Source organism: Paracoccus sp. N5, from assembly GCF_000371965.1.
GTDB lineage: Bacteria > Pseudomonadota > Alphaproteobacteria > Rhodobacterales > Rhodobacteraceae > Paracoccus.
Map to the genome: position 1 here is coordinate 2,407,772 of NZ_AQUO01000001.1, position 13,084 is coordinate 2,420,855.

Here is a 13,084-nt window from a genome sequence, read left to right on the forward strand (position 1 = left end):
TCATCTCCTGGCTGCTGGTGCATGCTCGTCGACCTTCGACAGGTCGCCGTGCAAAGGCGCATCCATTGCCTCGCGGCTCATGCCCTCCAGCAGAGGCGCTTCCTTTGCCAATACCTCGGCCAGGAAGTCGAGAAAAGCCCGGATGCGCGCGGTCTGGCGCAGATCGTCATGAGTCAACAGCCAGAGGTCGAGGGTGAATTCGCCAGGCAGCGGGGCGATGCGTACGAGATCGGTCTCGAGGTCCGCAAGTCCGCAAGGCAGCGGCGCAAGTCCCATCCCGGCCTTGGCGGCGGAGAGAGCGGCAGCCACTGAGTTGGTGCGGAGCATCGGTTTTGCCTCCGGGAGGAAGCGGGCGACGCGGCGGACAAGCGCCTCGTGCTCGGAATCGAAGCCGATCCAGTCGTGGAGCGAGAGGTCAGGCTCCGGCCGCCGCGCATGGTAGTTGGCGCTGGCGTAGACGGCAAAGGCGAGCCGTCCGACCCGGCGCCCGACCAGGGTCTCGGCTGGCGCATTGCCGACGCGAAGCGCGACGTCAGCCTCACGCCTGCTGAGGTTCAGAGCGACATTGCCGACGACGAGCTCGACCTCGATACCGGGATAGGCATCGCGGAATCCGGCGAGGTGCCGCGGCAGCAGCCCGAATGCCAGCATGTCGATGGTCGTGACCCGCACGGCGCCGCTGAGACGCAGATCCTGCCCGGTCACCTTGCGGCTCAGGCTTGCGATCTCCTCCTCGACGCGCAGGGCGCCGTCACGCAGTTCCTCTCCGGCGGGGGTGAGCAGGTACCCGGCAATGGCTACTTCCGATAGCATGAATGCGGAAGATAGAAGGCGGCCCAATTGCCTGTCTCCTTGACTAGAGTTAGAGGGGAATCCCCTGGATCCCGCCTGACGCATAGAAAGCATCGGTCGACAAATGCGCATCGTGGGATGTGAGTGCGCACGTTCGGGGTCAGCCCGATGCGCAGTCGAAAGAACCTGTAAGAAAAAAAAGTCATGACGCAGTACCACCCAGCTGACCTCGGCGCATTGAGCGATTTGCTTTCCCTGAAAGCGGCTTGCAGCCGACGGCCGCTTTCGGTTGCCATCGATGGGCGCAGCGGCACTGGCAAATCGACGCTTGCTGCAGTCCTTGCTGCGGACTTGGGCGCGACGCTGGTCGAGGGTGACGACTTCTATGCCGGAGGAACGTCCATACGTGAGGAGCCTCCCGCCTGCTTGGTTCGCAGCTGCATCGATTGGGTACGACAGCGTGCCGTGCTTGAGAGCCTGCGCGCGGGTCATCGCGCCAGCTGGCGGGCATTCGACTGGGAGACGTTTGACGGAAGACTCCTCGACGAACCCACGTGCATTGAACCGAGGCAGATCATCATCCTCGAAGGCGTATACTCGGCTCGGCCGGAACTGGCCGATCTGATCGATCTTTCGGTATTGTTGAAGGTTGACGAACCTGTCCGGCAGGCTAGGCTTCTCGCCCGCGAAGGTGAGATGGGTGCCTGGGAGTACCAGTGGCAGGCTGCTGAGGACTTCTACTTTAAGGATGTCCGACCTGAACAACAGTTCGACGTTTTATTCACGGAGTCTGGTTTCACAGGCGCTGGCAGCGCTGCGGAGCGATAGAAACAATGATTATATGGATCGATGGACCGTTCGGCGCAGGCAAAACCACACTCGCCTCAAGGCTGTGCGAAAAGCGGTCCGACCTCCTCGTTTTAGACCCTGAGGAAATCGGTTACGTCGTCAAGACGGTCGTGGCGATGCCACCTAGCGGAAACTATCAGGACCTGCCTTTTTGGCGTCGGCTTACAGTTCAGGCGATTGCCGAGCTACGCGACCATTATCCTCAGGACATTGCAGTGCCGATGACCTTGCTGAACCCAGCGCATCGCGACGAGATCTTTTCCGCTGTTCGATCGATCGATTCAAATTTCATTCATTTCTATTTGGACGTCGACCGGGAGATATTGTGCGAACGTATCGTCGGGCAGAGCATGCATCCTGACGAGTCGAGAAATGAACAGATCCGAACCTGGCGGTTAGCGCAGGTGGAGTCCTGCCTAAGTGCTAAGGCGAGCCTCACGCACGAGACCCGCATTCTTGACAGCGGCCGCCACGATCCCGACACGCTCGCTGATATAGTGTTGAGGGTGATGAAGCGTCTGCAATTCGCATCGCCGAAACTGCGCGAGGACCGGAGGTGCTTTGCCCCCTGATAACAGGACCGTTTGAAAGTGGAGTTTTCAGCTAACTTAGCCGGCTGCGAGAGGAGCTGACGACAATGAAGGCGTCGAAGTTCACCGAGGCGCAGAAGGCGTTCATCCTGAAGCAGGGCGAGGCTTGGCGAAGACAGGCCGGAAAGCGGATCAGGAACCGACCCACTCTCCTTTCGCGATCCATTTCAGTGCCGAGATCGAGGGCATGAACATTTATTCTCCGCCGCGCAGGCGGTTGAAAGTGGTCACGCCGTTCACGCGGCGGCGAGCGGGTTCGTCCGGGATAGTGAAGGTGCCCGGCTCTTCGTGCAGGCCCACGATCGGGTCGAGTTCTTCCCCGAGGTCGATGAAGTTGCCGCGGTTGATCCACTCCTGCTGCAGGAACTCGATCGTGTCATAGGCGCGCGCGCTGATGAAGATGAAGAAGAGCCCGCGGGCGTCCTTGCCGTCATCCGCGGCTGTGACATCGGATGTCCATTTGGGGCCGAAGGTCGAAGGGCGGCGGATGATGCGCTTGATGTTCACATCCGTCAGGATCGTCATGCTGCTGTCGCGCGGGTTCAGTCGGCGGATATCTGAACGGTGAAACGATTCGCATCGACGGCGCGTTGCGGATGCGCTGAACCCCCTTGCCCCGCCCCGTCGCGCCCCACCCGCGCAGAAGGAGACCCGATGCCAGACGCCCCCGCCGCCGGACCGATTGACTGCCTGATCGTCGGGGGCGGCCCGGCCGGCCTGACCGCGGCCATCTATCTGGGCCGCTTCCACCGCAAGGTGGTGCTGGTCGACAAGGGCGAGGGGCGACTGAAGATGATCCCGCGGTCGCACAACCACCCGGGCTATCCGCAGGGCGTGGTCGGCGCCGACCTGCTGGAGAACATGGCCGACCAGGCGCGCCGCTACGGGGCCGATCTGCGCCGAGGGGAAGTCACCGGGCTGCGGCGCGACGGCCGGCTCTTCACCGCCCAGACCGACGCAGGCCCGATCACCGCCCGCACCGTCCTGCTGGCGACCGGGGTGGTCAACCACCGCCCGCCGGTCCCCGAGGACGTGCACGCCGACGCCGTCGACCGCGGCCTGCTGCGCTATTGCCCGATCTGCGACGCGTTCGAACAGACCGGCAAGCGCATCGGCGTGCTGGGCGGCGACCGACACCCCCTGGCCGAGGCGCTGTTCCTGCGCACCTACAGCCCGGACATCGTGATGATCTCGCTGACCGGCGAGGGGCTGGACCCCGACGCCCAAGCGCAGGCCGACGCGGCCGGGATCAGCGTCGTCGCGGCACCCGTCTCGGGGTTCGACTTCTCGGGCGACCGGGTGGTGCTGACGCTGGCCGACGGCCAGACCGAGGTGATGGACACGCTGTATGCCGCACTGGGGTCGCACACCCGCAACGACCTGGGACGGATGCTGGGGACCGATCTGGTCGGCGGCCAGTGCTATGCGACCGATCCCCACCAGCGCGCCAGTCTGGACGGGGTCTATGCCGCCGGCGACGCGGTCGATGGGCTGGACCAGATCGGCACGGCGATGGGCACCGGCTCGCGCGCCGCGGTGGCGATCCACAACGATCTGCGCGACCAGGACGGGCAGACGCTCGACTAGGCTCCAGACCCATTGATTTCAGGCGTTTGGCATGATTCAGGCTCCGCAAGGAGACCTGATCGATGAGCAATCTTTACTGGCTGAGCGATGCCCAGATGGAACGCCTGAAGCCGTTCTTTCCCAAGAGTCATGGCAAGCCCCGCGTCGATGATCGCCGCGTTCTCAGCGGCATAATCTTCATCAACCGCAATGGGTTGCGGTGGTGTGATGCGCCGAAGGAATACGGGCCCGCCAAGACCCTCTACAACCGTTGGAAGCGCTGGAGTGACAACGGGGTCTTCGCCCGGATCATGGTCGGCCTGGCCGCTGAGAGCGCCGATCACAAGACGATCATGATCGATGCGACCTATCTCAAGGCACACCGCACGGCGTCGAGCCTGTGCGTGAAAAAGGGGGGCGCGCACGCCAGATCGGGCGGAGTCGGCCGGCCAGGTCAGCGACTACACAGGCGCCGCGGCTCTTCTGGGCAGTCTGCCGAAGGCGGGTTGGCTGCTGGCTGACAGGGGCTACGACGCTGATTGGTTCAGAGAAGCGTTGAAAGACAGGGGGATAAAGGTCTGCATCCCCGGTCGAAAGTCCCGCAGGAAGGCCGTCAAATACGACAAGCGGCGCTACAAACGGCGCAACCGCATCGAGATCATGTTCGGCCGTCTGAAGGATTGGCGGCGCGTCGCCACCCGATACGACCGCTGCCCGGAAACCTTCTTCTCCGCGATCATGCTCGCCGCAACCGTCTTGTTCTCGCTGTGAAATTCAATGAGTCTGGACCCTAGCATAACGGCGACCGCAAAAACGATTGCAATCAGGGGGGTTAGTAATCTTCGCGAGCAACAGGCGGAAACGAGACCAGAACGCACAGGCCCGGATGATTATCGTTCAGTGTCAACACCGCGCCATGCAATTCGGCAATCGCCCTGACCATACTGAGGCCCAAGCCATTGCCCGGGGTCGTGCGACTCTTTTCGAGGCGAAAGAAGCGGCGGAAAACCTTGTCCCGTTCCTCAGCTGGGATGCCCGGACCATTGTCGGAAACCTGAAGCAGGGCGCTGTCATCCACCCTCGACAGCGTGACCTCGATCCGCGTGTCTGATGGACAGTGACGCAGGGCGTTTTCAACGAGATTTGCGATCATCTGGGTGAGGAGTTGCTGATCGCCCTGAACCATCGCGTCCTGATCTTCGATGTCAAACCTCAGCGTTTGACCGTTTTCTTCGGCGACGGGACCGTAGGCGTCTTCGATCCGGGCGAGGATCGGGGCAAGAGGGGCTGCGGTAAACCGACCTGACCGCTGACCGGCTTCGATCTGCGCGATCCGCAGCAGGGCGTGGAATGTCTCGATCAGATCGTCGGCGATCTCCACGGCTTGTTCCGCATCTTCCCTGATCTCGGAAGTCAGGTCGGGCGTATTCCGAAGCACATCCAGCCGTTGTTTGAGGCGCTGCATGGGCGTGCGAAGGTCATGGGCGATATCGGCTGAAATCTGTTTCTGGCTTTCGACCATCTGCTGAAGCTGTGTGATGGTGCGGTTGATTTCATCTGCCATACGGGCAAGGTCATCGCCATCGCTGCCAGTGGTGGGGACGCGTCGATCCAACTGCCCCAGTGCCACCGATTTCAGCGTCGTGGCGATCTGGGTCAGCCGCCGTTCGGTTTTGCGGCCGACAATGATCCCGGCCAGCAAACCGGTAAGCAGCAAGAGGATAAAACCTGCAACGAATCCGCGGCCTAAAACCTCGCGCAGCTCTTCAAGAAAATAGGTGCTTGTGCCCAATGTCAGCCGGTTCGGGCCGAGTTGCACCGAGTGAAGCAGATAACCCGTCACATCTTCATAGCGGGGCTTGTCGGCTTGGATTGCATTGACCGGGACGTAGTCGCTGCTGCCTTGCCGGTCGATGGCATTGACATTTCCGACCAGAACGTTGCCGTCCGCGTCCTGAAGCAGATAGATCCGATAATCCTCGAAGTTGAACCCGTCAAATCCGCCCAGCTTTGCCTGAACCGCATCCAGACCTTCGCTTTCGTAAAGATTGCCAAAACCGGCTGCATCGTCCGCAAGTTGGTCTAGCACCCACTCGCTGATTTCCCGATCCGCGAAGTGGTAAGTCAGACCAAAGACGAGGGCAGTGATGATGGCGTAAAGTGCGGCGAAACGCAGAGACAACCGCGCCGAGGTCGAGCGCAGGAAGTGAAACATGCCGAGATTCCTAGCCATGCAGGCTATACCCGGCCCCGCGGACGGTATGGATCAACTCGATCTTGAAGGGCCTGTCCACTTTGTTACGTAGCCGGCTGATATGGGTCTCGACGACGTTGGTTTTGGGATCGAAATGGAAATCCCAGACTGATTCCAGCAGCATCGTGCGGGTCAGTACCCGGCCAGCATTGCGCATCAGATATTCCAGTAGCTTGAACTCGCGAGGCTGCAGGTCCAGAGAAATGCCCGCCCGCGTGACCGTACGGCGGATCAGGTTCATTTCCAGATCGGCCACCTGTAAGACGGTTTCCTCGGCTTTCAGCGGCGGCCTGCGAGTCAGCGCTGCCAGCCGCGCTGACAGTTCCTGAAACGAGAATGGCTTGACGAGATAGTCGTCCGATCCCGCCTCAAGCCCCTCGACCCGGTCATTGATCCCGTCCATCGCCGAAAGGATCAGGATCGGCGTCTCGACTCCTGCGCCGCGCACGGATTTGATCAAGGTCAGCCCATCCAGACCTGGCAACATGCGGTCAAAGATCATCACGTCGTAACTGTTGTCCAGCGCCGACAGGAAACCATCGCGGCCATTGTCGCAGTGATCGACCAGATGCCCCTGCGCCCGGAGGCTGGAGGCAATGTAGTCGGCCGTTTCGGGATGGTCCTCGACCACAAGGACGCGCATGGCTGCTGCTTTCCGTATTCTGTCTGCCCGCAGGGATAGCCCACTGTGCGGTTGGGTCAAGACGTCGGGACATTACGGATTGGTATAGTTCCGGCAACGGCCCGGACAGATCGTTCCTGGTAGATAGCTGCTGACACGAACCGTCAGCCGATCGAGCAGGACAAGATGACAACAATAGACGAGGCCCATGTGCGCCAGCACGCGGCGGCGACCCGAACCCGCCCAAATGTGCGACCGACGCTGTGTGATATGCAGTTGGATAGCCCGACCCGCCGGTTTCTGGTGGCAGTTCTAACGGCGTTCGGGCTTCTGCGGCTCTGGGCAATGTTTGCCGTACCTTTCTCCGACACGACCGAGGCCCGCTATGGCGAAATCGCCCGCAAGATGGTTGAAACCGGGAACTGGCTGACACCGCAATTCGACTATGGCGTGCCGTTCTGGGGCAAGCCGCCGCTGCATACCTGGCTATCGGCAGGGGGAATGCAACTGTTCGGCGTGAACGAAGCGGCCGCTCGGTTGCCGATCATGCTGACCGCTCTGGCGGTTCTGTTTCTCGTCTGGCTGTGGGTGCGTGATACCGTCGGGCGCAATACGGCGTTGGTTGCGATGACGGTGCTTGCGACGATGGCGATGTTCTTTGGCGCTTCGAGTTTCGTGATGACCGACATGCCGATGGTTCTTTGCACGACGCTGGTCATGGTCGGATTCTGGCAGGCGGTCGGTGATGGCAACAGGCGTTGGGGTTATGGCGTCTTTCTAGGGCTGGCAATTGGAATGCTGGCCAAGGGGCCGGTGGCGGTTGTGCTGAGCGGCATTCCCCTGATGCTGTGGCTGGCCCTGACATGGAACTGGCACCTGCTGCGCTTGCTGCCATGGGCGCGCGGCATGGCATTGCTGATAGCGCTGGTCGCGCCTTGGTATGTCGCCGCCGAAATCGCCACACCCGGATTCCTGCGCTACTTCCTCATCGGAGAGCATGTTCAGCGTTTCCTAACCCCCGGCTGGCAGGGCGATCTGTACGGGTCTGGCCATCGGGAAGCCAAGGGCATGATCTGGCTGTTCTTGCTGATGGCAGCCCTGCCATGGAGCTTGGTTGCCACCTTGCTACTGACCCGCCTGGACAAGACGGTCACAATGTTCCGGCAGGATCGCTCGGGCTGGCTGGTTTATCTGTTGCTCTGGGCATTGTCGCCTTTGCTGCTGTTCACGCCCGCATCCAATATTCTCGCCGCCTATGTCCTGCCCGGCCTTCCAGCTGCCGCTGTCTTGCTGGTGGTGCTGTTCACGCAGGTGTTCGAGGCCCAACCGAGCCGTGCAACTCGAACAGGATTTGCCATCGCGACATCGGTAATCTTCGCGTTTTTCCTGGCGCTGATCTCGGGCGCGGTTTTCGCGCCGCAGAAGATCCGATTGAAATCCGACAAGCGGCTCGTTGCGGCCGCCAGCACAGCGATGCCCGATGCGCCGCTCTATACCCTCGGCGGGCGCAGCTACTCGGCCGAATTCTATTCGCGGGGCAAAGCGCGCGCCATTGATCCCGCAGATTTCGCGCGACTGGCCGGCAGCGGTGCATCGGCGGCTTTTTCGGTGCCTCCGACCATGGCGTTGGAGGCGGCGACATTGGGTCTTGAAAACTTGGGAGAATATGGGCGGCACGTCCTGTTCGTCACCCGACCGACGAACGAGGTGAAATGATGGGCCGCATGCAGGATATCAGTCGCGAAACGGCAAACATGAGGCCGCGCGCACTCGATTCAGGGCCATTGGCGCCCGATCTATCCTTTGTCATTCCGGCATATAACGAGGCAGAAACAATCGCGGAAACGCTGACACGGGTGTCGCGCAAGGCGCGCAGGCTGGTGCTGCATTCCGAGATCGTTGTCGTCGATGACGGCAGCAGCGACGAAACGCTGGAACTGGTCACATCCGGCCAATGGGACCTGCCGGTTCGCCTGCTGCGTCTGTCGCGCAATTTCGGCAAGGAACAGGCGATCATGGCTGGGCTGCGTCATGCGACGGGCAAAGCCGTGGTAATTCTCGACGCCGACCTGCAAGAGCCTTTGCGCTATGTCGATACGATGCTGGAGCGCTACCGAGAAGGCTATGAGATCGTCTACGCCGTCCGCGCCCATCGTGATGACGAAAGCTGGTTGAAGCGCCGCTGCACCGCCGCTTTTTACCGCTTCCTGAATATCGGCAGCGAGGTGTCAATGCCTGCCGGAGCGCGGGATTTCCGGCTGATGGATCGAAAGGTGGTCGATGCGCTTTGCGCCCTGCCCGAAAGAAATCGCTTCATGAAGGGGCTTTATGCTTGGGTCGGTTTCCGCTCGCTTGCCATCCCGGTCGAGTTGCAGCCACGCGGCGGGGGCAGCTCCAAGTTCCGCTTCCGCGGGTTGCTGAAACTGGGCATGACCGGGCTGACCGCTTTCACCGACTGGCCATTGCGCATGTGGACCGGCATCGGAATGATCCTTGCCATGCTGTCGATCCTCTACGGGCTGTTTCTAGCCAGCCGCACGCTGCTGCTCGGCCATGCTGTGCCCGGCTGGTCCACGCTGGCAGTGGCGATCTTCTTCTTCAGTGGTATCCAGTTGATGTCCATCGGTGTGTTGGGCGAATATCTGGCGCGGGTCTTCAGCGAGGTGAAAGGCCGCCCCGGCTATCTGATCGCCGAGGATGTCACGATTGCCGCGTCACGCGAATGTTAGGCGAGGTCGTGCGGTTCGCCCTGACCGGGGGTGCAGCAACGCTTGTCCATCTGGGCGCCGCGATTGGCCTTGTCCAGTTTGGCATGCTTCCGCTGATGAGCAACGCCGTTGCTTTCGTGATTGCCTTCATGGTCAGTTTCTTGGGTCACCATCTGTTCACCTTCGCCGGACATGGCTCGGCCGCGACCCAGACCTTCGGACGGTTCGCTGTGGTGGCGGCAATCGGATTTCTAGCAAATGAAACCGTCCTGTTCCTATTGCTGGGCATCGGCTTGTTTCGTCTCGAAGCTGCCGTTCTGATCTCGACCGTCTTTGCAGCTATCTGTACGTTCATCCTGTCGCGCACTTGGGCGTTTGCAGGGAGCGGTTGTGCTCGGGGCTGCGATAGGCCGAGCGGACGATCAGCGGCTTGCCGAGGCGATCACGCAGCGCCTGCAGTCTGTCGAGCGGCGGCGCGTTGACGAGCAGCTTGCCAGTGCCGCGGCAGGCGATTTCGGCTGGGCTGAAGTTCGGCCAGCGCCAGGCACCGTCGGGCACGTCACGCCAATGACGGTAGAAGGTCGTGGTCATACGCGTCCTCCAAACGGAAAAACCCGCCTTCGAGGGCGTGTGTTCTGAACAATTGATCGACGGCAACGCGCATTACGGCCCGCTGCCAAAGATCCTGAGCTTGAGAACGATGCCGGCGAGCAGCGTCAGCATCACGCCGGTTGTGATCATGCGGACTGCCGTCTGCATCGCGGTGCGGCGCACCAGTCGGATGCAGTCCACCAGGGAGCGGAGGTCGCGGATGTCGAGCGCGGCTTCATCGCCATCGAGGCCAAGGTCAGCGAGGGCCCGTTTCGCGCCTTGCTCGGCGGCCCGGACCAACAATGCTTCCAGTTCGGCATCCGACCGATCAGAACTGTGCGGTGTCATCGGCGCCTCCCGCATCCTACGCCTCTCACGCCTCGGCCAGCATCTCGAGATAGGCGCCGCCCTCACTGGGCCGAGGGTCTTCCTTCAGGTCGAAGATCACCGCATCGATGACGGCGCGCCATTCGGAGGTGATGGCGCGGGTCTCGGCGCTGGCACGGACCGTCAGGATAGCCGGCGACTTCGAGACCAGCCGTGCCTGCATGACGGCCTCGGAGCCGCGCAGGTAATGGACATGGCACCACAGGGTGAAGCGATCTTCCCATCCCTGGATCAGCATCCCGTCCGGATCGCGGATCATCACCGCCTCCTGGAAGGTGGCCCTGCGCCGCAGGCGCCCGGCAACCATGCTCACAGCCTGATCCTGCGATAGGGGGCGAGCAGCGCATCCACGGCCACGGGCAGCGCCGATGGGCTGGTGCCCAGACTGACGGCCGCCCGGTTCTCATACCAATGGGCGATCAGCAGCAGCATGGCCTGGCGGATGGCGACGGGGATCTCGGCGGGGGCGCCATAGCCCGCGGTGAAGGTGATCGCCGCAGGACGGCCAAAGCCCGCGAGAGGTCGCAACAACAGGCGTTGGTCCCGCCGGTCGATCCGGTAATCGAGATCGCCGCCCGCGGCATCGGTGAACACGGCGCTGTCGATCTCGCTGTCGGGAAACGGCAGCAGGATGGGACCGGTGACGGCATCCAGACCCATCTGCCAGTTTTGGGTCACCAGGCAGCGGCCGAGGATGCCGGCCGGCCCGTCGAGCCAGGCGGTGGCAGCATCGATATAATGCTGGATCAGCAGGTCCTCGTCCTCGTGATCGACCCGAAGCTGCGCCTTGGCCTCTTCCAGCGTGATCGGCGTGGCCGCGGGCGCGGTGATGCGGGTCAGCGTGAACATGGGCAAAACCCCCTGAGGCAGGGCACGGGCGGTCTTCACCGCCCGCGCAGTTATTGCAGCATCGAACTCAGGCCTGATCGGCCTGCGGGTTGATCCGGCCGTGACCCTTGATCACCAGGCCGGCAATCGGCGTGCCGGTGGCATGGGTGCCTTCAAGCGCCGCCAGCAGCTTCAGGTAGCGTTTGGTTCCGACATAGCCGAAGCGGTAAACGGCGGCGGTGGCGTGGGCCTCGACCAGCGCCTTGATGATGCCGCCTTCGCCCACGGTCGGGACACCCAGCAGGTCGGCTGCAGTCACCGCCTCATAGCTGCTGTCGTCATCGGAATGGGTCAGGATGAACTCGATCCTGTTGGTCGAGGTGAAGGTGATGCCGCCCGCGCCAATGGCGAGAATGATCTCGGCACCGTCATGACCGCGCAGATCAATGGCCACGGGGGTGCTGTCGTCGGTGAGCGTGGCCACGTCGATGGCCGCGGCCACCGAGAGACTGGAATGCAGATCCTTCATCGGATCCTCCTGTGCAGGAATGTGGGTGGGAAGACGCGGGCAGAACCCTGCCGCGCGCGCGCCTTGGTTCAGCCGGGCGATCAGCTGGCCGCGATCTTCAGCAGCTTGATGGCATCAAAATTCTGCACCCCGCCACCGACGCGCTTGGTGGTGTAGAAATGAACATAGGGCTTGTTGGTGAAGGGATCACGCAGCACCCGGATGCCGAAGCGGTCGACGATCAGATAGCCGCGCCGGAAATCCCCGAAGGCGATCGGGAAAGCTCCGACGGCAATATCGGGCATGTTGTCGTCATCGCTGATCGGATAGCCGAGCAGCGTCGCCGGCTGGCCAGCCTGGACCGGGGGCTGCCAGAGATAGAGTTCCTCGGTCTTCGACTTCAGCTTGCGGATCGCCGCCTGCAGCGAGCGGTTCATCAGGAAGCGCGCATTCTGCCGGTAGCCCTGCTTCAGCCCGTAGACGAGGTCGATCAGCGCATCGACGCCGTTATGGCTGGCATCGGTCAATGCTGCCGCCACGCCCGAGGCGGTGTAGCCGATCTTGCCCCAGGCGTAAGAGGCATTGGCGACCGTGTCATAGGCCAGGATGCCGCGGGGCCTGTTCACCCCGTCGCCGGTGATGAAGGCGGCAGCCTCGGCCTCGGCGAAGGCGGTCGAGACCTCCTCTGCCAGCCAGGCGGCGATATCGACACGGGCATCGTCGAGCAGGGTCTGGGTCGCGGCCGGGTTGGCGTAGATTTCCATTGCCGGGAAGGCCAGTTCCGCCAGGGTGGGCGTGGCGGTCTCGGGCCGGGCCTGGCGTTCGCCGACCCAGCCGGCTGCGGCCCCGCCCTGATTGACCAGCTTCTTGTAGCTGCCGGCCGAGATCGAGATGACGCTGGCGATCGACCGCATGGCCGAGACCGAGCCCAGCACCCGGTCGATAATCTGTTCCATCTGGTCGGGGACGACATAGCCGCCATCGGGATCGCTGTCGGTGCGGAGGGCGGCCTTCACCTCCAACTCCCGCAACCCGGCCTCGACCCCGCGGCGGAAGAACTGGTTGAAGGCGCGGGCGTGCTCGCGGGTCTCGGGGCTGTCCGCCCGATCTACGCTGCCGACACCGCCGCCGAGCCTGGCTGCCGCCAGCATGGCATTTGTCTCGTCGAGCGCGCCCTGAAGCCGGGTGATCTCGGCATTGATGCGCTCCACCTTCTCGGCCTGCACGACATCGGCGAAGCGGGCGTTGATGCCGTTGATCTCGGCCTGATGCTCGTCCTTGAAGGCGGCAAAGGCGCGGTTCAGATCGGCAAGGATGGCGTTCGCGTCGCCGGTCTCGGCACGCACGCGAACGGCCCCGTGGATGCGGGGCGATTTCTGGATGCCCATG

Annotated in this window: 16 protein-coding genes and 1 pseudogene; 6 read left to right on the forward strand and 11 right to left on the reverse strand. The window is 62.5% G+C overall.

The window, feature by feature from the left end; translation table 11 throughout:
- The gene (locus PARN5_RS0112195; protein ID WP_232419345.1) at positions 1–840 is read right to left on the reverse strand and encodes a LysR substrate-binding domain-containing protein; all 840 of its coding nucleotides are present in this window, start codon (positions 838–840) and stop codon (positions 1–3) included.
- Between the two features lie 156 nt (positions 841–996).
- On the opposite strand from PARN5_RS0112195, the gene PARN5_RS0112200 reads away from it, so the two are divergent.
- A complete protein-coding gene (locus PARN5_RS0112200; protein WP_018000053.1) occupies positions 997–1,620 on the forward strand; it encodes a (d)CMP kinase in 624 nt (207 codons plus the stop codon).
- A gap of 5 nt (positions 1,621–1,625) precedes the next feature.
- Positions 1,626–2,213 carry an AAA family ATPase gene (locus tag PARN5_RS0112205; protein WP_018000054.1) on the forward strand — a complete coding sequence of 196 codons (588 nt, stop codon included), beginning with the start codon at positions 1,626–1,628 and terminating at the stop codon, positions 2,211–2,213.
- Positions 2,214–2,426: 213 nt separating this feature from the next.
- Here PARN5_RS0112205 and PARN5_RS0112210 read toward each other — a convergent pair whose 3' ends face one another.
- Positions 2,427–2,756, reverse strand: coding sequence for a hypothetical protein (locus PARN5_RS0112210; protein WP_018000055.1), 330 nt, complete (start codon positions 2,754–2,756; stop codon positions 2,427–2,429).
- 129 nt (positions 2,757–2,885) lie between these two features.
- On the opposite strand from PARN5_RS0112210, the gene PARN5_RS0112215 reads away from it, so the two are divergent.
- Positions 2,886–3,818, forward strand: a complete 933-nt coding sequence (locus tag PARN5_RS0112215; protein ID WP_018000056.1) for an NAD(P)/FAD-dependent oxidoreductase — start codon at positions 2,886–2,888, stop codon at positions 3,816–3,818.
- A 62-nt stretch (positions 3,819–3,880) separates the two neighbouring features.
- A pseudogene (locus PARN5_RS23515) lies at positions 3,881–4,568 on the forward strand (IS5 family transposase).
- A gap of 61 nt (positions 4,569–4,629) precedes the next feature.
- Here the strand turns inward: PARN5_RS23515 and PARN5_RS0112230 are convergent.
- Complete coding sequence (locus tag PARN5_RS0112230) at positions 4,630–6,012, reverse strand: HAMP domain-containing sensor histidine kinase (protein ID WP_018000059.1); 1,383 nt, start codon at positions 6,010–6,012, stop codon at positions 4,630–4,632.
- A gap of 10 nt (positions 6,013–6,022) precedes the next feature.
- On the reverse strand, positions 6,023–6,694 hold the full coding sequence (locus PARN5_RS0112235; RefSeq protein ID WP_018000060.1) for a response regulator transcription factor: 672 nt from the start codon (positions 6,692–6,694) through the stop codon (positions 6,023–6,025).
- Between the two features lie 165 nt (positions 6,695–6,859).
- Between PARN5_RS0112235 and PARN5_RS22075 the strand changes: the two genes are divergently transcribed.
- Together PARN5_RS22075 and PARN5_RS0112245 are read left to right on the forward strand one after the other, a co-directional pair.
- Entirely contained in the window at positions 6,860–8,389 is a 1,530-nt protein-coding gene (locus PARN5_RS22075) for a glycosyltransferase family 39 protein (RefSeq protein WP_157403981.1), read from the forward strand.
- A gap of 8 nt (positions 8,390–8,397) precedes the next feature.
- Entirely contained in the window at positions 8,398–9,402 is a 1,005-nt protein-coding gene (locus PARN5_RS0112245; RefSeq protein WP_081614999.1) for a glycosyltransferase family 2 protein, read from the forward strand.
- Here PARN5_RS0112245 and PARN5_RS24575 read toward each other — a convergent pair.
- The 7 genes from PARN5_RS24575 to PARN5_RS0112280 form a co-directional block, all read right to left on the reverse strand.
- On the reverse strand, positions 9,399–9,554 hold the full coding sequence (locus PARN5_RS24575; protein ID WP_172823795.1) for a hypothetical protein: 156 nt from the start codon (positions 9,552–9,554) through the stop codon (positions 9,399–9,401). The two genes, PARN5_RS0112245 and PARN5_RS24575, sit on opposite strands and share 4 nt — an antisense overlap.
- Positions 9,555–9,732: 178 nt before the next feature.
- Complete coding sequence (locus PARN5_RS22080) at positions 9,733–9,972, reverse strand: D-Ala-D-Ala carboxypeptidase family metallohydrolase (protein WP_018000064.1); 240 nt, start codon at positions 9,970–9,972, stop codon at positions 9,733–9,735.
- 72 nt (positions 9,973–10,044) lie between these two features.
- Entirely contained in the window at positions 10,045–10,320 is a 276-nt protein-coding gene (locus PARN5_RS0112260; RefSeq protein ID WP_026155384.1) for a DUF6127 family protein, read from the reverse strand.
- Positions 10,321–10,345: 25 nt separating this feature from the next.
- On the reverse strand, positions 10,346–10,666 hold the full coding sequence (locus tag PARN5_RS0112265; RefSeq protein WP_036744610.1) for a phage head closure protein: 321 nt from the start codon (positions 10,664–10,666) through the stop codon (positions 10,346–10,348).
- 2 nt (positions 10,667–10,668) lie between these two features.
- The gene (locus tag PARN5_RS0112270) at positions 10,669–11,208 is read right to left on the reverse strand and encodes a head-tail connector protein (protein WP_018000067.1); all 540 of its coding nucleotides are present in this window, start codon (positions 11,206–11,208) and stop codon (positions 10,669–10,671) included.
- A 67-nt stretch (positions 11,209–11,275) separates the two neighbouring features.
- Entirely contained in the window at positions 11,276–11,716 is a 441-nt protein-coding gene (locus tag PARN5_RS0112275; protein ID WP_018000068.1) for a hypothetical protein, read from the reverse strand.
- Between the two features lie 80 nt (positions 11,717–11,796).
- Positions 11,797–13,083 carry a phage major capsid protein gene (locus PARN5_RS0112280; RefSeq protein WP_018000069.1) on the reverse strand — a complete coding sequence of 429 codons (1,287 nt, stop codon included), beginning with the start codon at positions 13,081–13,083 and terminating at the stop codon, positions 11,797–11,799.
- Position 13,084 lies beyond the last annotated feature (1 nt).

What these genes read in the sequence shown, in the direction of transcription:
- PARN5_RS0112200 (WP_018000053.1), top strand. Translation starts at nt 997, where the DNA reads ATGACGCAGTACCACCCAGCTGACCTCGGCGCATTGAGCGATTTGCTT.
- PARN5_RS0112205 (WP_018000054.1), top strand. Translation starts at nt 1,626, where the DNA reads ATGATTATATGGATCGATGGACCGTTCGGCGCAGGCAAAACCACACTC.
- PARN5_RS0112210 (WP_018000055.1), bottom strand. Translation starts at nt 2,756, where the DNA reads ATGACGATCCTGACGGATGTGAACATCAAGCGCATCATCCGCCGCCCT.
- PARN5_RS0112215 (WP_018000056.1), top strand. Translation starts at nt 2,886, where the DNA reads ATGCCAGACGCCCCCGCCGCCGGACCGATTGACTGCCTGATCGTCGGG.
- PARN5_RS0112230 (WP_018000059.1), bottom strand. Translation starts at nt 6,012, where the DNA reads ATGTTTCACTTCCTGCGCTCGACCTCGGCGCGGTTGTCTCTGCGTTTC.
- PARN5_RS0112235 (WP_018000060.1), bottom strand. Translation starts at nt 6,694, where the DNA reads ATGCGCGTCCTTGTGGTCGAGGACCATCCCGAAACGGCCGACTACATT.
- PARN5_RS22075 (WP_157403981.1), top strand. Translation starts at nt 6,860, where the DNA reads ATGACAACAATAGACGAGGCCCATGTGCGCCAGCACGCGGCGGCGACC.
- PARN5_RS0112245 (WP_081614999.1), top strand. Translation starts at nt 8,398, where the DNA reads ATGCAGGATATCAGTCGCGAAACGGCAAACATGAGGCCGCGCGCACTC.
- PARN5_RS24575 (WP_172823795.1), bottom strand. Translation starts at nt 9,554, where the DNA reads ATGGTGACCCAAGAAACTGACCATGAAGGCAATCACGAAAGCAACGGC.
- PARN5_RS22080 (WP_018000064.1), bottom strand. Translation starts at nt 9,972, where the DNA reads ATGACCACGACCTTCTACCGTCATTGGCGTGACGTGCCCGACGGTGCC.
- PARN5_RS0112260 (WP_026155384.1), bottom strand. Translation starts at nt 10,320, where the DNA reads ATGACACCGCACAGTTCTGATCGGTCGGATGCCGAACTGGAAGCATTG.
- PARN5_RS0112265 (WP_036744610.1), bottom strand. Translation starts at nt 10,666, where the DNA reads ATGGTTGCCGGGCGCCTGCGGCGCAGGGCCACCTTCCAGGAGGCGGTG.
- PARN5_RS0112270 (WP_018000067.1), bottom strand. Translation starts at nt 11,208, where the DNA reads ATGTTCACGCTGACCCGCATCACCGCGCCCGCGGCCACGCCGATCACG.
- PARN5_RS0112275 (WP_018000068.1), bottom strand. Translation starts at nt 11,716, where the DNA reads ATGAAGGATCTGCATTCCAGTCTCTCGGTGGCCGCGGCCATCGACGTG.
- PARN5_RS0112280 (WP_018000069.1), bottom strand. Translation starts at nt 13,083, where the DNA reads ATGGGCATCCAGAAATCGCCCCGCATCCACGGGGCCGTTCGCGTGCGT.